General features: G+C 43.5%; 18 protein-coding genes and 1 pseudogene. 14 read left to right on the top strand and 5 right to left on the bottom strand.

Annotated elements, in window-relative coordinates; translation table 11 throughout:
• The first annotated feature begins 18 nt into the window (after positions 1-18).
• From GC093_RS08820 to GC093_RS08765, 12 genes and pseudogenes are all read left to right on the top strand, one after another.
• The gene (locus GC093_RS08820; protein WP_171651677.1) at positions 19-690 is read left to right on the top strand and encodes a methyltransferase domain-containing protein; all 672 of its coding nucleotides are present in this window, start codon (positions 19-21) and stop codon (positions 688-690) included.
• Between the two features lie 23 nt (positions 691-713).
• Complete coding sequence (locus tag GC093_RS08815; RefSeq protein WP_171651491.1) at positions 714-1,856, top strand: NAD(P)/FAD-dependent oxidoreductase; 1,143 nt, start codon at positions 714-716, stop codon at positions 1,854-1,856.
• A gap of 35 nt (positions 1,857-1,891) precedes the next feature.
• Complete coding sequence (locus tag GC093_RS08810) at positions 1,892-4,036, top strand: MMPL family transporter (protein WP_171651490.1); 2,145 nt, start codon at positions 1,892-1,894, stop codon at positions 4,034-4,036.
• 198 nt (positions 4,037-4,234) lie between these two features.
• A complete protein-coding gene (locus GC093_RS08805) occupies positions 4,235-4,435 on the top strand; it encodes a cold-shock protein (protein ID WP_171651489.1) in 201 nt (66 codons plus the stop codon).
• A gap of 610 nt (positions 4,436-5,045) precedes the next feature.
• Positions 5,046-5,504 (top strand): NUDIX domain-containing protein, encoded by a 459-nt coding sequence (locus GC093_RS08800; RefSeq protein ID WP_171651488.1) that lies wholly within the window; start codon positions 5,046-5,048, stop codon positions 5,502-5,504.
• A gap of 76 nt (positions 5,505-5,580) precedes the next feature.
• Positions 5,581-6,081 carry an NUDIX domain-containing protein gene (locus tag GC093_RS08795; RefSeq protein WP_246313953.1) on the top strand — a complete coding sequence of 167 codons (501 nt, stop codon included), beginning with the start codon at positions 5,581-5,583 and terminating at the stop codon, positions 6,079-6,081.
• Between the two features lie 156 nt (positions 6,082-6,237).
• Positions 6,238-7,048 (top strand): annotated as a pseudogene (locus GC093_RS08790) (VanW family protein).
• A gap of 261 nt (positions 7,049-7,309) precedes the next feature.
• Positions 7,310-8,275 carry a tyrosine-type recombinase/integrase gene (locus GC093_RS08785; RefSeq protein WP_171651487.1) on the top strand — a complete coding sequence of 322 codons (966 nt, stop codon included), beginning with the start codon at positions 7,310-7,312 and terminating at the stop codon, positions 8,273-8,275.
• 35 nt (positions 8,276-8,310) lie between these two features.
• Positions 8,311-9,201, top strand: a complete 891-nt coding sequence (locus GC093_RS08780; protein WP_171651486.1) for a DMT family transporter — start codon at positions 8,311-8,313, stop codon at positions 9,199-9,201.
• Positions 9,201-9,623, top strand: coding sequence for a VOC family protein (locus tag GC093_RS08775; RefSeq protein ID WP_171651485.1), 423 nt, complete (start codon positions 9,201-9,203; stop codon positions 9,621-9,623). The genes GC093_RS08780 and GC093_RS08775 overlap by 1 nt, the downstream gene beginning before the upstream one ends.
• A gap of 229 nt (positions 9,624-9,852) precedes the next feature.
• A complete protein-coding gene (locus GC093_RS08770) occupies positions 9,853-10,773 on the top strand; it encodes an NAD-dependent epimerase/dehydratase family protein (protein WP_171651484.1) in 921 nt (306 codons plus the stop codon).
• On the top strand, positions 10,770-11,684 hold the full coding sequence (locus GC093_RS08765) for a phosphotriesterase family protein (protein ID WP_171651483.1): 915 nt from the start codon (positions 10,770-10,772) through the stop codon (positions 11,682-11,684). Before GC093_RS08770 ends, GC093_RS08765 begins: the two co-directional genes overlap by 4 nt.
• A gap of 363 nt (positions 11,685-12,047) precedes the next feature.
• Here GC093_RS08765 and cydC read toward each other — a convergent pair whose 3' ends face one another.
• From cydC to GC093_RS08745, 4 genes are read right to left on the bottom strand one after another with little or no spacing between them, the layout of a single operon-like run.
• Positions 12,048-13,826, bottom strand: coding sequence for a thiol reductant ABC exporter subunit CydC (gene cydC, locus GC093_RS08760; RefSeq protein ID WP_171651482.1), 1,779 nt, complete (start codon positions 13,824-13,826; stop codon positions 12,048-12,050).
• Positions 13,823-15,559, bottom strand: a complete 1,737-nt coding sequence (gene cydD / locus GC093_RS08755) for a thiol reductant ABC exporter subunit CydD (RefSeq protein WP_171651481.1) — start codon at positions 15,557-15,559, stop codon at positions 13,823-13,825. Before cydD ends, cydC begins: the two co-directional genes overlap by 4 nt.
• Positions 15,559-16,575, bottom strand: a complete 1,017-nt coding sequence (gene cydB, locus GC093_RS08750; RefSeq protein ID WP_171651480.1) for a cytochrome d ubiquinol oxidase subunit II — start codon at positions 16,573-16,575, stop codon at positions 15,559-15,561. The genes cydD and cydB overlap by 1 nt, the downstream gene beginning before the upstream one ends.
• On the bottom strand, positions 16,562-17,965 hold the full coding sequence (locus tag GC093_RS08745) for a cytochrome ubiquinol oxidase subunit I (RefSeq protein ID WP_171651479.1): 1,404 nt from the start codon (positions 17,963-17,965) through the stop codon (positions 16,562-16,564). The genes cydB and GC093_RS08745 overlap by 14 nt, the downstream gene beginning before the upstream one ends.
• A gap of 267 nt (positions 17,966-18,232) precedes the next feature.
• On the opposite strand from GC093_RS08745, the gene GC093_RS08740 reads away from it, so the two are divergent.
• Positions 18,233-18,673 carry a GNAT family N-acetyltransferase gene (locus tag GC093_RS08740; RefSeq protein WP_246313951.1) on the top strand — a complete coding sequence of 147 codons (441 nt, stop codon included), beginning with the start codon at positions 18,233-18,235 and terminating at the stop codon, positions 18,671-18,673.
• A 146-nt stretch (positions 18,674-18,819) separates the two neighbouring features.
• Positions 18,820-19,068 carry a helix-hairpin-helix domain-containing protein gene (locus GC093_RS08735; RefSeq protein ID WP_171651478.1) on the top strand — a complete coding sequence of 83 codons (249 nt, stop codon included), beginning with the start codon at positions 18,820-18,822 and terminating at the stop codon, positions 19,066-19,068.
• Positions 19,069-19,352: 284 nt separating this feature from the next.
• Here the strand turns inward: GC093_RS08735 and GC093_RS08730 are convergent, their stop codons facing one another.
• Positions 19,353-20,171: a class I SAM-dependent methyltransferase gene (locus tag GC093_RS08730; protein ID WP_171651477.1), complete on the bottom strand. Its 819-nt coding sequence runs from the start codon at positions 20,169-20,171 to the stop codon at positions 19,353-19,355.
• Positions 20,172-20,190 lie beyond the last annotated feature (19 nt).

Below are 20,190 nucleotides of genomic sequence, written 5' to 3'. Positions count from 1 at the left end.
GCGATTGATTCTGAGTTGATGGATGATTTTTCTTTAGGTGGACCGGAGCTTAGAGAAGCCTTGAGGCATCTTCGACGACTTAATCGAATCTTCGGTGCCGCTAAGCCTACTCTCTACGGGATACGCCAATTATGGACGGATGCCGGCAAACCATCACGACTTTCCATACTGGACATCGGATCAGGATCCGGAGATGTAAATCGGTATCTCTTACGGTGGGCGGATACGAACCGAATTGATCTAAAGATTACATTGGTGGATATTACAGAGGAAGCCTGTGAAGAGGCCAAGCTGTTCTTTCTCAATGAGCCGAGGATCCAGGTGATGCAGCATGATTTGTTTGCACTGCCGGAAGCTTATGCAGATGTGGTTACAGGGACGCAATTTGTTCATCATTTTGCAGAGGGTGAGCTTCCCACGGTTGTTGATAAGATGTTGAAGACGTCTCGATTCGGTGTTGTGATCAATGATATTCATCGGCATTGGATAGCTTGGGCCGCGGTATGGATTACAACACGTTTGATTTCCAAAAACCAGTATATTTTAAACGATGGACCTTTATCTGTGGCTAAAGGTTTTCGATCGGCGGATTGGAAGCTGCTGAGGAAAGCAATGGGCTTATCCAAGATGCTCTATGCGTGGAGGCCGCTATTTCGATATGTAGTAGTGATTCAGAAAAATAAGGAATAATCCATCCAATGGAGTTGAAATAGATGAATCGCACCCAGGATGTAGCGGTTCTTGGCGCAGGCGTCGCCGGAAGCAGCTTAGCCAAAGCTTTAGCTGATAGGGGGTGGGATACCGTATTGATCGATCGTCAGCGGTTCCCCCGTCATAAAGTCTGTGGAGAGTTTCTTTCCCCTGAATCCCAAAATACGTTGAAAGCACTCGGTCTGCTAAAGCCTGTTGAATTGCTTAATCCAAGCTATATCAATCGGATACGATTAATTTTCAGCCACGGAGATGTAATAGAAATTCCCTTACCGGGTTCTGCATTGGGAGTGAGCCGATATCTACTTGATCCAGCCCTCCACAACGCGGCTCTAGGTTCAGGTGTGCGTATGCATACGGCGACAACGGTCACTTCCGTGTACCCCAATGACAAAGGCTACCTGATTGAGACGAGACAAGAGGGGACGATAAATAGGATTCAAGTTCGGGCCGTTATTGCTGCTTGGGGCTCAAATCATCGTTCAGGACTTCCAGGTAAGAGGCCTGTTGGTTCGGGGAGTAATACGTATATGGGTGTGAAATCGCATTATATGGGGATCGCAATGGAGCCGGTTGTAGAGCTCTATTTTTTTTCAGGCGGCTACATGGGCATTTCCCCGATAGAAGGCGGGCTTGTTAATGTTGCCGCATTACTGACACGGAAAGCTTTTCAGAACAGTGAAAAAACGATCTTGGGGCTAATTGAAGCCGCTGCCCAAAGGAATCCAAAGCTTTATCAAAAACTCGGGCAAGCCATTCCCGTCCAAGGCACTCAGGCAGCTGTTGCTCCCGTTGATCTAAGCCGCAAGCCGCTTGCATGGGATATGATACCCCACATAGGGGATGCAGCAATTATGATACCACCTCTCTGCGGAGATGGTATGTCGATGGCTCTGCGTTCTGCTCGCTTATGTATGTCCCTTGCTGATAGTTATTTACGTGGGGAGCAATCTCTTGATATGTGGCAGCATCGATACACGCAGTCTATCCATCGGGAGTTCAATAGCCCCTTACGATGGGGACGATTTCTTCAATGGCTGCTAGGTGTCCCTGTTATGCCTCATTTTCTTCCAGGTTTAGCGTATCTCGCACCTGGCTTGGCAGCTGGATTGGTACAAGCGACCAGACTTAAAGCAGATGATTAGGTTAGCAGCAAATCTGTGTTTAGAGGAGCGTGATCATGGGATATCACAAGCTTGCCAGCATCTCTTTTCGATATCCGAAAACAATAATCTTCTTATGGGTTATGTTCTTCATCTTTTTCGGAGTCTACGCTCCTAAGCTGTCTGCCGTTCTAAAGGATCATGGCTTAACTTCGAACGGGGCTTATGTTGAGGTCCAACATATCCTGTCTTCTGATTTTCATATTCCTGAGGATCCTATTATTCTAGTATTTGAAAACAAAAGCCACCTTCCTCCAGAGCCCTTTAATCAGCTTATCAAGCTAAGCTTGCTTCAGCTGCAAGGGATGAAAGGCTTAAGCAATGTGATATCTCCATTGGAAAGAGAGGGCATGATCAAAGGAGATTTAGCCTTTGCAGTGCTTTCGTTTGAGCATAAATCCTATGAAATGAAGCCGGTGCTAGAAGAAGTTCGTAGGCGTTTGCCGGACACTAAAGATATCTTAGTGAGAATGACAGGGAAATCCGCGGTCCAAGTGGATGTTAATCAAGCTAGCCAGCATGATTTGAAACAAGCTGAGATGATAGGTCTACCTGCTGCTTTCATCATTCTATGGTATGCATTTGGAGGCATTGTCTCCGCAATGATTCCCATAGTTATTGGGGTAACCGGGGTTATTGGAACCATGGGAATGATGTATTGGATGGGCACAAGGATCGAGCTGTCTAACTTTGTGTTGAATGTCATCCCCATGGTCGGGCTGGCTCTTAGTATCGATTTTGCGCTAATCATAGTCAGTCGGTTTCGTGAAGAATTAGAGAGTAATGCTTCTGAACAAGCACTAATCATTACTATGAAGACTGCCGGACGAGCTGTCTTAGTTTCAGCGGCCAGCATATTTTTAGGACTGATTGGGGTCCTGTTCATTCCATTGCCTATGTTTACTACGGTTGCCATTGGCGCTATAACGGTATTATTGGTATCGGTATGTGCCGCCCTAACTTTGCTTCCAGCACTATTAACCGTTTTGTGGCCAGCCATACAAGCAGAAAGTAGATCACTTCGAGATTTTGGTAAGACTAATATTTGGTACTCTATCGCACTTTATGTAATGAAAAGACCTGTCCGAATGTGCCTTTTGGCTTCAATATTGTTGATTGGTTGTCTGCTGCCTTTAAGCAAGATGAGATTAGCTATTCCAGATGCAACATCCTTACCTACGGGATATGAATCCCGCATGGCCTCTGAGGTTTATCAAGCTCATTTTACTCCCAAGGATACTTCACATGTTTATATGGTACTCCAAGGGAAATCGATTCATTTAAATAAGGATGATTGGTCAAAAGCCTATGCCGTCATACAGAAGCTGGAAAGGGATACGAACGTAAAACGAGTGGAATCGGTATTTTCCAGCTTCGGGATGGTACCTGAGCCGTTATATACACGTTTACAAAATCCGATTATCAAAAAGAAATATGAAGCGGTGCTACAACAATTTGTAAAAGGAAACCGCATGCTCATACACGTAACCATACAGGGTACTCCTGCATCGAAGAATACTATGGATTGGGTTCGAAATTGGGAACGGGAAGGGGAATCTTCAGATATACAATTCCTGCTGGGAGGAGAGTCGAAGTATCAACAGGAGGTATTTGATGATATATTTCTAAACATTAAATATGTGTGTCTATTTATATTGGTTTCCAATTTTGTGGTATTATTTATTGCGTTCCGATCTGTCCTCATTGTGCTTAAAACGATTTTTATGATTCTTCTAAGCTTGGGTGCATCATTTGGATTCTTAGTGTGGGTTTTTGTAGAGGGGAATTTGGGAATGGAGCCGACCCACATCGCTGTCATGATTCCTGTATTTATATTTGGGCTTGCGTTTGGTGTAAGTATGGATTATGGAGTGTTCCTGGTGTCAAGAATCTTCGAAGTATATCGACAGACAAGAGATAATGAACGCGCAGTGCTGGTAGGACTGGCTTCAACGAGCAGAATTATAACCTCTGCAGCAGCGATCATGGTCGCAGTGACTGGACCTTTTGCTTTCGGAGACGTTGTTGGAGTACAACAACTGGGGATTGGCATCGCGGCAGCAATCTTGATTGATGCTACCTTGATCCGAATGGTTTTGGTTCCATCCTTAATGAGATTACTTGGCAAGTGGAATTGGTGGGCTCCGAAATGGCTCAGATAAATCCATGATGAAAAAATTAATTGGGCAATAGGGTTGCATTGGGGTTGTCCATATGTTATGATGTCCATACAAACAAAGTTAAACCTTAAATTCACATATTGAAAAAGGTTATCATTTGTCTAATGGTACTTTTTCCAATGTGTGATTTTTGTTTGTTCGAAAAAAACATGTTAAATAAAATTTTGGAGGTCATTTAAAATGGAAACAGGAACAGTAAAATGGTTTAATGCAGAAAAAGGATTTGGTTTTATCGAAGTAGAAGGCGGAAATGACGTATTTGTACATTTCTCCGCAATTCAAGGCGACGGATTCAAATCGCTTGACGAAGGTCAACGTGTAGAATTCAACGTAGTTCAAGGTCAACGCGGACCCCAAGCTGAGAACGTTGTAAAACTGTAATTCAAAATTAAAGCTGCCCTTAGGGGCAGCTTTTTTTATTTGCACCAACACAGTCAGAAAAGAATCCGCGTTGAGCGCAGTTCTTTAAACAGGTTGGAATGCATTTTTACTGGAATTAAACACTACCCCTAACTTAAATGAGAGCTTAATAGCTACACGTAATCATGAATAGGTGGAGGATAGCGGCGGTGCTGTGCTACAAGTCACGAAGGGTTGAGCGGAACGGAAAGTTCCTTTATTCCATCTGGCGCCTTCGATTTAGTGCAATAGCGGAAGTAAGAATGCCGCTATTTGAGGCAAAGAGGAGCGTTAAGCACCAAAAGAGAGCGATAACGGAACTATCTGTTCCTTTATCGCTCTCTTTTTTTGTTTTCCAGACAATAGAGGAATAAGGACTTCCTTTATGGCCCTCACTTCCAGGGATGAGGAGCTTCTAGATATCAAGGGGAAAATTCCTGAAGTATGTAGCTTCTCAGATCGAGGACGTAGGGTAACCATATTCGGCTAGTTCCACGGGCTTATTAGGATCACTCATTATCCCAATATATGGTACAATGAGTGATGTGCTGTTTTATTTCTAAATGAGATTAGCAGAGAGGACTATTTAAGGATGCGGACTGTAGTTACGGGCGGAGCAGTGATCCGTGATAAACAAGGCAGAATATTATTTCAAAAAAGATCGGATTATGGAAACTGGGGACTACCGGGAGGAGCAATGGAGGCTGGAGAATCCGTTGAGGAGACTATGAAACGCGAGGTTCTCGAAGAAACGGGTTTAACGGTAATCGAAAATGAGCTTTATACGGTCTATAGTGGCTCAAGAATGAAATATCGCTATCCGGATGGAAATGAAGTTGTTTTTGTAATGTTCATTTTTAATGCTCAGGCAGATTTAGAAGGCAGATTAGATGAAGATGGTAAAACGCTTCTATTCAGCGATGTAAACAGAGAGTCACTAAAACTAGAATTTATACATATAGAAGAAATTGAAATAGATAATATTAGCTCGGTACAAAGGCCTGTAATTGAAGATTTAAAGAAGAATGTAACATCAATAATAAGAACGTAATTTCTCCAGCAAATCAATTAATGAGATTAATTAAATTAAGTTAAATAATAATTTTTAGAAGCTGAGGAAGGTACATATGGAAGTAAGACAAATGGCTACTGCCTTTTTATTTAACCAGGACGATGTTTTGATGATGAAAAAAGCAAGAAGTAAGCTATTTAATTTTGAATTTTGGGGTGGTATTGGAGGACATCTTGAATTTGAAGAGCTTAACTTTCCAATGAAGGCAAGCTATAGGGAAATTGAAGAGGAAACAGGATTTATTAAGAGTGAAATTGAGAATTTTAGACTTAAATACATTCTGATAGAGAATAACAGTGGAGAAATCCGACAGCAGTACGTATATTTTGGTGAGACAAAGCATAGGAACTATATAGCTTCTGATGAAGGGGAATTATTTTGGATAGATAAGAATGAATTGTTAAGTTTACATACGTCCAAGCTTATTAAATTTACTATAGAGCATTATTTAGACAATCCGAATCAAGATGATATCCTAGTTGGAACTGTGACAGTCAATAATGAATTAAATCCACAGATACAATGGGCAACAATAAAAGAAACCATGACTTTCTAACGGAGAACTGGGAGTATTGGAGACAAAGCAGAGACCATGATTTCAATCAACCGATAGAGCTCATATATGAAGCTGCTGCTGATCCTTATAATCTAGGAAGGCATCCACTTATTATACATAGGCAAAAAAAGAAAACCGTTTAGGAGGAGCTCCTTGTTGAAGCCTATTAAAAGATCAAAGCTAAGACTAGCCTTGGGTACTATTTATTATAGATCTAAGAGATATATGGAGTGGTATTTTGGAAGTACACGGTTTGCAAAGGAGCTCCAGAAAAATCCATTACCTTATACGATAATGAAGCATCAGACTCCGTTACTGAGACAATTGAAAGAAGTAGATATGTGGCTCCAACATAATAAGATTAAAAACCTTAAAATAGCCTCCCAAAACATCGATGGAATCCTTATTAAGCCAGGTGAAACCTTCTCCTATTGGAAATTAATCGGCCACCCACCCAACTAGCAAGAAAGGGTATGTGGACGGAATGGTCTTATTTTACGGAGGATTTAAGCATGGGGTAGGTGGGGGATTGTGTCAATTGTCAAATCTTATCTACTGGATGACTTTGCATACGCCGTTAGAAATCTCAGAAAGACATCGTCATAGTTATGACGCCTTCCCTGATTCCAATAGAAGTCAGCCATTTGGCAGTGGAGCAACTTGTGCTTACAACTATTTAGATTTAAGAATATATAATCCTACTCAGCAGCCCTATCAGCTTAATATCTATTTAACGAATGATCAATTAGTGGGTGAATGGAAGACGACTGCTCGACCGCTAAACAGTTACGAAATCTATGAAAGAGATCATAAAATTACTCAAGAATATTGGGGCGGTTATATGAGACATAATTATATCTATAGACGAGTGTTTGATGAAAATAAGCAATTAATTGATGATCAATATGTTACAGAGAATCATGCACTTATGATGTATCAACCATTTCTGGAAGCAGGAGATAAATAAAGCAGCTATTTTTATTCAATGGGATCGTATTACAAGAGTGGTAGTCAACTTTATATACATGAGAATATATGTTTGGTATAATGATGGATATCAGAGGAAGTACCTCGTTCAAGTAAAAAAAATGGCTGCTGTATCATGAAAACAAGCTTTTTTTTTTGAGATAAAAATTACGCTAAATCACTATTTCACGTAATTTCGTTTTAAAACGATTTTTATAAATATATATGAGTCCAAGTTCAAAGAGAAGGTGACCTTAAATTCATGAATCATGACTATTTTGACGATGAGCTGCTAGAGTTTTTCGATATATGGATGAAGGATCAGGGCTTTACCCCCCAAACACAAAAAGCCTATCTTGGTGATACGCGGCAGTTTTTAGAAACAATTGCGCCTAAAAAGTTAACTGAAATAGAATCCATCGACATTATGCGTTTTCTAACTAAAGTAAGACAAAGGGGAGCGGGGGACTCGACAAGAAATAGATACTTATCTTCTGTTCGAACATTTTTTAATGCATTGCTTGAGCACAAGTATGTTTCAATAAATCCGTCGTTAGCTATTAAAAAATCAAAGGTCGAGAAACAACAGATCCCTTCCTATCTAGAGGAAAATCTGTTATCTAATTTCATAGAATCCATCGATGGAAAATACCAGATCAGAAACGTAGCGATGTTTCTTCTTATGAGTTATGCAGGGCTGCGTGTAAGTGAGCTGAGTAAGCTCAACCTATCTGATTTCAATAAATCGACCCAAGATTTAAAGGTCAATGGCAAGGGAAGAAAATGGAGGACCATCCCGCTTCCGGAGCAATTGGTGTATATTCTTGATTTAGCGTTGGAGGAACGTATTCGACCCAAAAAGGAAACAGAGCAAGCATTTTTCATTTCACAGTTTGGTCGTCGCATTACCATTCGAATGATACAAAAGATTGCTGAATCGAACTTTTCAGAATTTAAGAAGAAGTATAAAGAAGTTCAAGGAAAATCGCTTAGCAGTCATAAGCTGAGGCATACTTTTGCTACTCTGCAAGTGATCGCGGGGACAGATATAAGAACCTTGCAAGAGCTGCTTGGACATTCAAGTATACAAACAACTCAAATCTATACCCATGTGGGTGATAAGCAAAAACAAGAAGCTATGAGTCGTGTTATTCCTCATTTGCCTAAATTTCGTTCTAGTCATGCTTCACAGAAGATTGAAGGCGAGCACAAGGGTTATCCTATGTAAAAGATATTTAATGATGGAGGAAATGTATAAAACTAATGATAGATCAAAAGAAGTTATCGGTTCATCCTTATTTTTTACTACTTATCAGTGTACTTGCTGTCGCAGTTTCTTCAATCATGATAAAATCATCATTAGCTCCTACATCAGTTGCAGGTATGTATAGACTGTTTATAACGGTAGTAATTATGCTGCCTTTTGTCCCTTGGAGGATCATCAAAACCATTCATTTAAAAGCTAAAGATTGGGTAACATTAATATTTGTTGGTATTTTGCTGGGGCTACATTTTTTATTCTGGATGGAGTCACTGAGATATACCTCAGTAGCAAGCTCCATGGTGATATTAACATTACAGCCATTTTTTGTGATGATGGGTTCCTATTATATGTTTAAAGAGCGTGTAACCTTACCTATTAGCTTGTGTATGGTTGCCGCAGTCGTTGGCTCGATAGTTATTGCATGGGGAGACATCGGGGTTTCACGTACAGCACTTTATGGAGATTTGTTATCCTTACTAGGTACAATTGCTATATCGATCTATATGCTGGCTGGTCAAAAGATAAGCAACAGGATTCCAGCAAACATTTATAGTGTTTTTGTCTTCTTTTTGGGTGGCGTTGTCATGCTCGTCTATAGTGTAGCAAATAATTACTCACTAACGGATTACCAATCATCTGAATGGCTTTACTTCATGTTGCTCGCTGTAATTCCTACCATTTTCGGACATTTTATATTTAATTTGCTGCTAAAACATGTTGGTGCAACTACAGTTTCTGTGGGTGTTATTGGCGAACCTGTACTTGCCATTATGTTAGCCTATGTATTTTTAGGGGAAATGATAGGTCCCTCACAGTTCGTTGGCGGATTACTGACAATAGTGGGAATGGGGATGTATTTTTGGCTGAAATCAAAAGAGGAGGCATTATAATGAAACCAAGAATTACGGTTATTACTTTAGGGGTAGATGACTTGGAAAGATCGTTGGAATTTTATCGCGATGGTTTAGGGTTCCCGACACAAGGAGTTATTGGCCAAGAATTTGAGCATGGTGCTGTTGCTTTTTTCGACTTAGAAGCAGGCTTAAGGCTTGCAATTTTTAATCGTAAAAATCTTGCCCATGACGCAAAAATTATTCAGACTGAAGCAAGTCCTTCTGAATTTAGTATCGGTCACAATGTAAGCAGCAAAGAAGAAGTAGATAAGGTGATGCAAGAAGTGAAGGAGGCTGGTGCTACTATAACGGTCCCGGCGCATGAGACTTTTTGGGGAGGATATTCAGGTTACTTCCAAGACCCGGATGGTCATTTGTGGGAGGTAGTCTGGAATCCTGAGTGGGAGATCACGGAATAATTGTAACGGGAACCTAGAGTTGAATAAAAAACAGTCCGTTTCTCACAAAAACTTTCCACTTTTTGCTATAATAGTTTATGAAATGGGGGCAAGATGAACCATATTTTGGTTGGGTTCCACCCCAAATGTAGAGGGTGCAACGACATGATAGCGGATATAACGTCGTAAACAAGGAAAAATTTAGTTCGTTGTGTAAGGTTTTTGATAACAATAACCAAGAGGTGAGACTGTGGGGAAAATAGCACTTATCATAGGCGGCAGCGGATTTCTTGGCAGCGCCATTACTGCACAACTGATTGGGGAAGGCTGGGACACCCACGTGCTCAGCAGGGGCAATAAGCCTGTTACTCAGGGTAGCACAATTATTCAGGTAGATCGTTCCATCCAGGAGGAGCTGCAGGAGGCGTTGGAGGGTCGTCATTATGACCTAGTCGTCGATTGCGCCGGCTACAAGGAGCTTGATGTGGCGAACGCCTTACACAGCTTGAACGGACGTTGCGGACATTATGTTTTCATAAGCACTGATTATGTATACGCTTCCACTACTCGGGCGGTACTTCCCATTGCGGAATCGGCTGAGACGCAACGTGACACAGCATATGCGGCGGGGAAGCTTGATTGTGAGCGGCTGCTTCTGGATGCCTGGGATAGAGAGGGTTTTCCAGTTACGGTTCTTCGTCCACCGCACATCTTAGGTGCGGGAAAAGAGCTAGGTAGCGACCAAGTGCTCGGACGGGACACTCGACTGTTGAACAAAATCCGCACCGGGGAGGGCCTTCAACTGCTAGTTGAAGGACAGATGCTTATCCAACCGGTATGGACTCGCGAAATCGCGTGTTGTATCGCACATATTGCTGGGATGGAGCAGAGCTTCGGTCATATTTTTAACTGTGCAGGACTAGAGGCGGTAACTGCGAAGCGGTATTACGAGATCGTAGCAGGGATGTTGGGTGTAGAGCTTAAATTCAGCTCCGTGCCGCTTCACTCATTTTTGCAAAATAAGCCTAACGATGTCCATCATGCAAGACACCGCATATATGATACTTCGCGTTTAACTCAAGTAACCGGATATAAGCCGCAATTGAAACTGGAGGATGCGCTTAAAGAAACGCTCGACTGGATGCTGTCAAAGGAAGGAACAGGACGATGATCCATACGGTGCTTGGTCCGATCGAAGATAGAGAGCTTGGAATTACCCTGCCGCATGAGCATATTATGGTTGGTTTTATCGAAGACGGTAAGCTGACCCGAGACGATTATAAACGGCAAGAGGTAGTCAACCTCATTTTACCTTATCTATTGGAGCTCAAGAACGTGGGCTGCCAGACGTTCGTCGACTGCACGCCGGAATACTTGGGACGTGATCCCCACGTATTATGCGAGCTGGCGGAAAAGTCGGGGCTGCATATCATCACGAATACTGGTTTCTATCAAGCTCCGTATTTGTCACCATTTGTGTATGAAATTCCAGAGTCGGAGCTAGCCAAGGTGTGGATTGGCGAATATGACGAAGGAATTGAAAGTACCGGTGTCAAGCCGGGCTTTATCAAAATTGCTCTGAACAGAGGCCGGCTTATTCCGGTACAGGAAAAGATCGTTCGCGCCGCGCTGACCGCATCGATCGAAACTGGTCTGCCGATTCAAGCCCATACGAACGATGGCATCGCGGTTCTGCATGTGCTGGAAATTATGGCAGAGCGCCACTTCGATCCGTCTCGATTCATCTGGGTTCACGCTCAGAATGAAAAAAATCTCTCTTTGCATGAGCAGGCCTTCAAGCAGGGCATGTGGATTCAGCTCGATTCCATCATGCGCTGGACTAATGAGGATAATTGCAAGCTGCTCCAAGCTTTTCTGGATCGCGGGATGAAAGAGAAGCTGCTGCTGTCACAGGACCTGGGCTGGTACTCGGTCGGAAAAGCGCAAGGCGGTGATATTCGGCCGTATCATAAGCTGTTTACGGAGTTTATCCCATATGCAGTGGAATGGGGAATAGATCGCAGCTTGCTGGACGGCTTAATGAGCTGCAACCCAGCGAAAGCTCTGCGCAACCGTTCGTAGCTATAGGTGTACTTGGGTAAGCGGCTCGGAAGACGGACGGAACTACCCAACTACATTGTAATCAAATTAGGAGCGTTTTCAGTGGAGATGCAAAAGCGTTTGAAGGAGCGGAATTTGATAGGCAAAAAAGTGTGAAGAGCTCATAAATTACTGTTTTTGGCTTGTTTTTCGGAGACTCCTTCAGCTTCGAATGCGAAAACACGCCGGGGATGGGAACAACCCTTTGTAGTAAGAATACGTAATTTCAAGGAGAACGAGATTAAAGCGTTTTTGAAGGAAAAATATTTGTATCCTGATTCAGCAGACAAAGAGGGCAGGGCGAATGAACGCATTCGACCTGCCCTTTTCCAATGAAATATCGCTCTACAGTAACGGGTAGGATGGCTCTAAAAGAGATGGCTTATCAAGAGCATAAAGCTTCCTGTATCTGGAGCTTTGCTCGTATAGCTGTTGATGGGTGCCCCTCATGACAATTTCCCCTTCTTCAATAAATATTATTTCGTCCATACGCTCAATTCCGACCAGATGATGGGTCACCCAAATAAGTGACTTTCCTTCCAAAGCTTGAAATACAGTGGAAAGAAGTTTCTTCTCAGTCACGGGGTCCAGTCCTAGGGTGGGTTCATCCAGCAATACGACAGGACATTTTTGCAATAAAATTCGGGCGAGTGCAACACGCTGACGCTCGCCTCCCGAGAAGCGCCTGCCGGCTTCGTGCATCATGGTCCGTTCTCCAAGAGGCAGTTCTTGAAGAAGGTGGGTTAGCTTAGCCTGCGCTATAGCTTGCTGCAGCTCCTGTTCATCAGCAGCTTGATTACTAAGTCGTATGTTATTGGCTACTGTTGTATCGAATAAGTAAGGATTTTGGTTGAGGACGGCAATATGCTTCCCCAGCAGTTGGTGGGAGCTGTCTATTTCTTGTCCGTTGACTGTTACTATTCCCTTACTAGGTGTTAATGCTCCAAACAGCAGCTTTAACAAGGTCGATTTACCTGCTCCGCTGCGCCCAATGACAGCTATTTTCTTGCCCTGTGGAATATCGAGGCTGAGGTCCTTCACAATCCATGAATCAGTCTGATCATATCTGAAGAACACATGGTTCAATTGAATATGGATGTTCTCTCTATTTATCTGCGGCCGATTTTGCTGCGGTAGAGCCGTATCATTATTCTCAGAATCAGAAGCAGGAGGCAATAACCCGTCGATAGCTTGAAGACGGTTCAGAGAGCCTTTATATTGGGGCAGCTTATCCGCTGCTGAAACTACAGACATAAAAATATCCATAACAGGAAACACAACCAACACCAAAGCAGCCAACCACGTAACCGGAACAGAGTGGTCTTTTACCTGGCTGTATGCCCAAAGCAAGACGGAGAGTAGGGTGAGCCCAGCTATACATTGACCGATAAAGGCTCTCCATCGCTCCCAGCGCCGTATATCTTGTTCTGCTTTTTCTATGATTTGTTCATCAGCTTCATAGCTTTTAACAAAATCCTTTTGTCTGCCGCTTCCCGTCCAATCCGCCATCCCGAGAATCGCATCTGTTAATTTCTGATACAATAATCCTCGGTAATGCTGAATCTTTTTCAAACGTTGTCTTGTGATTAACAGCGAAATACCTGGTAAAATAAATAGAAGCAGACCTATATACATGGTCATCAGGAGGGCAAAGCTTATATCCATTGCACCTAGCGCGGTAATAATGGCGCCATATAGTATCAGCGCTGCCGCGCTTGGGAATATCGTGCGCAGATACAAATGCTGAAGCTGCTCAATATCTTCGGCTAATACTCCCAGAAGATCACCGGTACGGAATTTGGCGAAGAAATTCAATGCATGTGGTTCAAGACGTCGATACAGCTTCACCCGCATCAATGATAAGATTCGCAACACAGCGTTATGTCCAGCCAAGCGCTCAACATAGTTTAGAACAGCTTTACTTATTCCGAAGGTGCGCACAGCAACAACCGGGACATAAACCATCAATATATTTTCAGGACGGAGAGCTGCTTTGGAAATAAGATAACCCGAAGTAAAGGTTAGTGCAGCAGATGCTGCAAGCGTTAATACACTTAATCCGATAATGAACAGAAATGATCCGCAGTAAGACCGCAAATAGTGGAGAACCCATCGTTCCTTCATAGTACCTCCTCCAGCTGCGACAGCATCATGCTATAATATAAACCTTGCTGGGATAGCAATTGTTTGTGAGTACCCGATTCAACGAGTTTTCCATGTTCAAGTACAAGGATTAGATCCATATCGGGCATCCAGTGCAGCCTATGGGTAGCCAACAGCACCAGCTTGTTTTCAAATAAGGGGAGCATGGCTTCTTTAAGCTCATACTCGGTTTCTATATCCAAATGTGCAGTTGGTTCATCCAATAATAGGACAGGTCTTTGACCTAGAAAAGCTCTAGCAAGCGCGACACGCTGCGCTTGTCCGCCGCTAAGCGGTCGACCGCCTCCGCCAATTAGCTCATGCAAGCCGTTAGGAAGGCTATCGATAAAAGATGACAAGCCGGTCTTGGATGCGGCCTGTTGGATCTCTTCCAATGTGGCTTCGGGTCTGTAGAATCTAATATTGTCGAATATGGAGCCGCTGAACAAGTAGGGATGCTGCGGCATATAGATGGTTTCCATACGCCAAGCCTCATTCATAAGCTTTTCCGCTAACTCGCGGCCATCCCATACTAATTGACCTGTTGAAGGATCCAATAAACCTCCAATTACTTCAATCAAGGTTGATTTCCCTGCGCCGGACTCGCCGATTATGGCAATCTTTTGATAGCCGCGTAATTCCAGGGAGACCGATTCGAGAGAAAAGGGAGACGCCTCATCATGTTTCACTCCAACTGACGTAAGGGTCAGATGGCTCGCATGATTCCATGAGCCAGTGTTACCCTTATTCATCTCCATGTTCGGCAAAGGATGGGATGGAAGCTGAAGGATGGACATCATGGCCGCTCCTTTTTCTTTGCCATTCAGCGTTGCATGATAGTCTGAGCCCAGCATGCGAACCGGAAGAAAAAATTCGGGTGCTAGAATCAGCACCGTTAGGGCAGGGGCTAGTGATACGGTTCCGTTAACAAGCCGCAATCCGAGGCTTACCGCTACCGAAGCCACTGACAGCATCGTAATGAAGTCAAGAGCGAAGGAAGATAAGAAAGCAGTTCTAAGCGTCCGCATGGTGGCAGCTTTGAATCTATCACTTACTTTCTCTATGGTTGTCGCATGGTTACGGCTCTGACCAAGAAACTTCAGCGTCTCGATGCCCCGTAGCGAATCTACGAAATGATTCGACAGCTTGTCGTAGGAATCATGCTGCTTTTCCACCTGGCTTTTTGCCGCAAAACCAATCAGAATCATAAATACGATCAGGATAGGCATGGTGATAGCAAGTATTAGACTAACTAGAGCATCCTGCAAGGCTATATAAATAAGTAGCACGGCAGGAACAACAGCTGTCCCAATCATTCGGGGAATGACCAGCTCCACATAGCTGCGAAATTGTGTTACACCTTCAAGTACAAGGGTTGTGAGGCTGCCAGTACCTTGAGTACCTGCAAACCTTGAACCCAGCTGAAACAGCTTATCGAGTAGACGCTGTCTCATTGTTGCGCTTGTTACCGCTGCGAATCGGTGCGATGTCCGCTGTTGCAGTAACGTCATCAGATGGCGGACCACAAAAGCTGCTGTAAATAATAATAGCTTGCTTGTTTGAGATTCCAAAGCAGCTCCAGCGAAACATTCCGAAATAATGTCTGCCAATGTTTTTGCGGCTACTATCATGCAGCAGCATTGAATTAGTGTGAATACCGTAATGGTGCTCAAGACAGCCCTTATTCCCTTGAACATCAGGAGATCTCTACCCATCAGTACTCCAGATGATCCTTTTCACGGATGCGTTTATGGAAAACGAAGTAACTCCATATTTGATAGCCAAGTACAAAGGGCAGAAGGGATAATGAAACAATAGCCATAATCTTAAGCGAATAAGCTCCGGATGCAGCATTATAAATCGTTAAGCTGAAGGCGCTATCGATGGAGCTTATCATGACACGCGGGAACAGACCGATAAAGATAGATGCGACGGACAAGCCTATTGCAGCTCCAGTCATTCCGAAAGCCCACCCATCTTTCATGCGGCTTATAAACAAGCCAGCAAGCAGATAAGCTACTGAGCCTAATGCAGCAGTCAAAGTTAACAAAATAGGATGCTGCTCAAACAGATCGGTCATCCTGTACGTCATAAACGCAAACATAATGAGCAAGAAAGCGGTTGGGAGTAGCAGTTTTTTTGCCATAACACGTGCCCGCATTTGCAGCTCATCTGTTGTCCTAAGGGTGATAAACAGAAGTCCGTGCAGTAAGCAAAGTGCAACGACACAAATTCCGCCAAGTAAGGTGTAACCGTTAACGATGTCCAGAAACCCTGCATTCATTTCCATATCACTGCCGATAGGAAGTCCCTTTATTAAACCGGAGAAGGCAACGCCAAGCAGCAGGGGAGGCAGAAGGCTGCCTAGAAAGATGACGATATCCCATGTTTTCTTCCATCGGGTGCTCTCCAGCTTGCTTCTAAATTCAAATGCGACTCCACGTCCTATTAAGGCAAGAAGCACAAAGACTAATGGCGTATAGTAGCCGCTGAACATCGTTGCATACCAATGGGGAAAAGCGGCGAACATAGCTCCTCCTGCGGTAATTAACCAAACCTCATTACCGTCCCAAAAAGGCCCGATAGAATTAATGAGCACGCGACGTTCACCATCGGTGCGGGCAAGCAGGGTGCTTGACATACCGACTCCGAAGTCAAACCCTTCAAGGAAAAAGAAGCCTACGAATAATACAGCAACCAGTACAAACCAAAGTTCATTAAGAGTTAGCATGATACCCCTCCTTATCGTATGGATCGCTTGAATCATGAGTTGACTTGGCCGAGTCGTAAGGTCCTTTTTTAATGATACGAATAAATAAAATGACCATTATAACGGCAAGTACTGAGTATATAGCTGTAAAGGAGATCAAGGAGAATAGTACCTGACCAGCGGATACGCTTGGTGAAATCCCGTCTTCCGTCCGCATGAGTCCAAAGACCGTCCAGGGTTGACGTCCGATCTCGGTCATAATCCACCCCGCAGTATTGGCAATAAACGGTAGGGATATGCTGGCGACCATTATTCTCATGAACCAGACGGCAGGCTTTTCCAGTTTATTGCGTACCCACAAAAATATGGCATACATCCCTACTAGTATCATAAACGATCCGGCTGCCACCATAATTCGGAAGCTCCAAAAGGTCGTGCGGACAGGAGGGATGTAGTTGCCGGGTCCATACTGCTCCGTGTATTGAGCCTGAAGCTCAAGCATCCCCTTTACCTCACCGGAAAATTGACTATGTGATAAATAGCTGAGCAGATAGGGGATTTTGATTTCGCCACTATTGGTCTGCTTGATAGGATCAATGCTTGCAATAACCGTCCAAGGAGCGGGATCACCACTTTTTCCCCATAAGCCTTCACTTGCGGCCATTTTCATCGGTTGGGTTTTCACTAAGTATTGGGCTTGCTGATGACCGAACAGGGCGACACCTACGGAAGCAATCAAGCCTACAAGAGCAGCGATTTGAAAAGATTTGCGAAAGAAGGACATATCTTGGCCTTTAAGCATCTTCCAAGCGCTTATTCCTGTGACAAGGAAGGCGCCTGTTGCAAAAGCTCCAAGCAAGGTGTGAGGGAACTCGACCCACAGCTGCCCATTTCCTAAAAGGGCGAATATATCATTCATCTCGGCACGTCCATTGGCAATAGTAAAGCCGACAGGGCGCTGCATAAACGAATTGGCAGCCAATATCCAGAATGCTGACATAGAGGTACCGAGAGTAACCAACCAGATGCAGAGTAAATGAAGCTTTGGAGAGAGGCGCTCCCAACCAAAAATCCATAATCCTATGAACGTAGACTCCATAAAGAAGGCAAGCAGGGCCTCAATGGCAAGTGGAGCTCCAAATACATCACCTACAAAACGGGAATAATTAGACCAGTTCATACCGAATTGAAATTCTTGCAAAATACCTGTGACAATACCGATCGCAAAATTGATCAGGAAAAGCTTGCCCCAGAATTGAGCCATTTGTTTGTATTCTTCCCGTCCTTTTGTCACATAGATAGTTTCCATGATGGCAATTAATAGGGCGAGACCAATTGAAACAGGAACAAAGAAAAAATGAAAAATGGTTGTGGAAGCGAACTGCGTACGTGCAAGCATGATTAAATCCATAGTGATTGATCCTCACTTTCTTCAAATGAATGGGGCTCCAGCTAACTTCGTTCTCTGACTCTTATCTTGGCAGATTCAGCTATGAGAATATGTGATTTTAATCACAAACAAACCTAAGAAGAACCCGAAAAATACGACCATTTTGTGAATGGTTCAGCTAAGGACTCTATATTTTAATTTGGAGGTATTAGTACATTGCATCAATGGTGGAAAAAAGAGGAAATATTTAACATTGAATGTATTGTATAAATGAGGGGGTTATCGTAAATGAATATTGAAATCATACCTTTGAATGAGTCCCATGTTCTTAAAGCTAGAGGTTTGATAACGGGTTACATTAATTCTTCATCCAATGGGGTAGATGAGACTGACTTTTCGATAGGGCAGCTTGAAGCTTGTGAGCAGACTTTAAATCGTTTGATGCACAATAATAATATAGCGCAGTGTTTTTTGGCGAAGCATGAGCAAGAATTAGTGGGGTTTATTGTCCTTTCGTGGGGCTTTTCAATGTCCAAAGGTTATCCGGTGCTGCGTATAGATCCTCTTTATTCATCACCGAAGTATAGGAATAAAGGGGTAGGTAGAGCGTTGATGCAATATGCCATTGATTTAGCCATTGAGAAAAAAGCATCTCGCTTACAGCTCGAAACGGATGATGACAATAAACAGCTCGCTACTTGTATCAAAACCTTGGATTTGAGCCGATAGTAGGAAAAGGAGTATATATGTTATTTTGTAATCATTGCGGGGAATAGACAAAAAGGGAATATAGATAAATGGACTAAACATGGATTAAACGTAAAGTTCATGAAATTTGATGATACATTTTCTGAGAAAGGTGAGGTGAACCCAGTATGTCAAAAAACTCAAACAATGGACCCAGTGCATTGGAAACACGTGATGAGCCGGAGTCCGACCTTCCTACAGGGCTGAGCAAGCCGGCACTTCGAGCTCTTGCTAGGGCTGGATACATACAGCTTGACCAGTTCAGTAAACTCGCCGAGTCAGAGGTTTTGAAGCTGCATGGTATGGGACCCAAGGGAATCGATCTGATCCGTCGGGCCCTCGCGGCAAAAGGACAATCGTTCGCCGATGGCTCTTGAAGTATCCTGTAGTAAAATGGAAGGAACAGGTTTCTTGGTGTAATAAAATGGAACGATAGCCGATAAAAAGGGCAGTCTTGAACTTTATTTTCAGTTCAAGGCTGCCGCTTTTTTATTATTTAGCTTACTGATTTATTAGAAGAATCCGTTTCGAACGCGCGCGAATCCCGTACGCACATTGCCGCATTTGATAGCGTTTTCGCTAGAGAACGTTCTGTTAATTGTGCCAGCTTGATGACGGTTCCATGTAAATTGAAACTCACGTCGGACACAGTTGTTCTTGGCTAAACAATACCCAGACGCATTCGATAGCTAAATAAAATCTGCCTTTCTTCACCTGCAAATACCTGTGCCACCAATTCACGAAATGCAGCAACCTCCTCATGCAGCTCGTCCGCGCCCAGCTTCAATGCGGTTTGCAGGCCACCTTGGCTTAATGCAATATTTACATAGCGTGTCGCATCGCATGTTTCCCAATGATGAAAGACGATTTCCCTGGAATATCGAAATAAGCCGGAGTTGCGAATATTTTGTAGATGCTCGTCTTTATTCCATTTAAATGCTTGCTGTTCACCTTGTGCTAGCTCCGCTGCGCGAGTATCACCAAGTGCATTAATCCTCAGGTATTGCTCTTCAATTGTCCAATCGATCGCTGGAGGCCAATCACAATCGTAAGCGGCGAACACGCCGCCTGGCCGAAGCACGCGGGCAAACTCGCGAAGTGTGCTTTGCGGCTCCATCCAATGAAACGATTGCGAGCAGGTAAGGATGTCGACAGATGCCGAAGGTACTTCCAATTGATGGGAAAGACCGCTGACAAATTGCAGCTTGTCCGGCTTATTGATTGCTTCCCATTTGGCTAAGGCTACTGAGCGCATATCGTCACTCGGCTCAACTCCTAAGATGTAATCAGCTTCATCCAACCATAGAAAAGAAGAAAGGCCGGTGCCACAGCCCACGTCAACTACCGTTTGTGGCTTGCGTTGCAAGTAGGTGGTTAAAAGCTTAACAACCTCATGTGGGGCAGTAGGCCGATTCTCATCGTAGAGTGCCCCGAATCCAGTAAAACGTTGGACATTATTCATGCGAATGTGTTCAATCATGGTTTCCATTCACTCCTTT

Origin of the sequence: Paenibacillus foliorum, from assembly GCF_013141765.1 — a bacterium.
GTDB lineage: Bacteria > Bacillota > Bacilli > Paenibacillales > NBRC-103111 > Paenibacillus_S > Paenibacillus_S foliorum.
This window is presented reverse-complemented; position numbering and strand designations above follow the sequence as displayed.

Bases quoted from the DNA above. Each gene is read 5' to 3' on its own strand.
- GC093_RS08820 (WP_171651677.1), top strand. From the start codon at position 19: ATGGATGATTTTTCTTTAGGTGGACCGGAGCTTAGAGAAGCCTTGAGG.
- GC093_RS08815 (WP_171651491.1), top strand. From the start codon at position 714: ATGAATCGCACCCAGGATGTAGCGGTTCTTGGCGCAGGCGTCGCCGGA.
- GC093_RS08810 (WP_171651490.1), top strand. From the start codon at position 1,892: ATGGGATATCACAAGCTTGCCAGCATCTCTTTTCGATATCCGAAAACA.
- GC093_RS08805 (WP_171651489.1), top strand. From the start codon at position 4,235: ATGGAAACAGGAACAGTAAAATGGTTTAATGCAGAAAAAGGATTTGGT.
- GC093_RS08800 (WP_171651488.1), top strand. From the start codon at position 5,046: ATGCGGACTGTAGTTACGGGCGGAGCAGTGATCCGTGATAAACAAGGC.
- GC093_RS08795 (WP_246313953.1), top strand. From the start codon at position 5,581: ATGGAAGTAAGACAAATGGCTACTGCCTTTTTATTTAACCAGGACGAT.
- GC093_RS08785 (WP_171651487.1), top strand. From the start codon at position 7,310: ATGAATCATGACTATTTTGACGATGAGCTGCTAGAGTTTTTCGATATA.
- GC093_RS08780 (WP_171651486.1), top strand. From the start codon at position 8,311: ATGATAGATCAAAAGAAGTTATCGGTTCATCCTTATTTTTTACTACTT.
- GC093_RS08775 (WP_171651485.1), top strand. From the start codon at position 9,201: ATGAAACCAAGAATTACGGTTATTACTTTAGGGGTAGATGACTTGGAA.
- GC093_RS08765 (WP_171651483.1), top strand. From the start codon at position 10,770: ATGATCCATACGGTGCTTGGTCCGATCGAAGATAGAGAGCTTGGAATT.
- cydC (WP_171651482.1), bottom strand. From the start codon at position 13,826: ATGAAGGAACGATGGGTTCTCCACTATTTGCGGTCTTACTGCGGATCA.
- cydD (WP_171651481.1), bottom strand. From the start codon at position 15,559: ATGGGTAGAGATCTCCTGATGTTCAAGGGAATAAGGGCTGTCTTGAGC.
- cydB (WP_171651480.1), bottom strand. From the start codon at position 16,575: ATGCTAACTCTTAATGAACTTTGGTTTGTACTGGTTGCTGTATTATTC.
- GC093_RS08745 (WP_171651479.1), bottom strand. From the start codon at position 17,965: ATGGATTTAATCATGCTTGCACGTACGCAGTTCGCTTCCACAACCATT.
- GC093_RS08740 (WP_246313951.1), top strand. From the start codon at position 18,233: ATGAATATTGAAATCATACCTTTGAATGAGTCCCATGTTCTTAAAGCT.
- GC093_RS08735 (WP_171651478.1), top strand. From the start codon at position 18,820: ATGTCAAAAAACTCAAACAATGGACCCAGTGCATTGGAAACACGTGAT.
- GC093_RS08730 (WP_171651477.1), bottom strand. From the start codon at position 20,171: ATGATTGAACACATTCGCATGAATAATGTCCAACGTTTTACTGGATTC.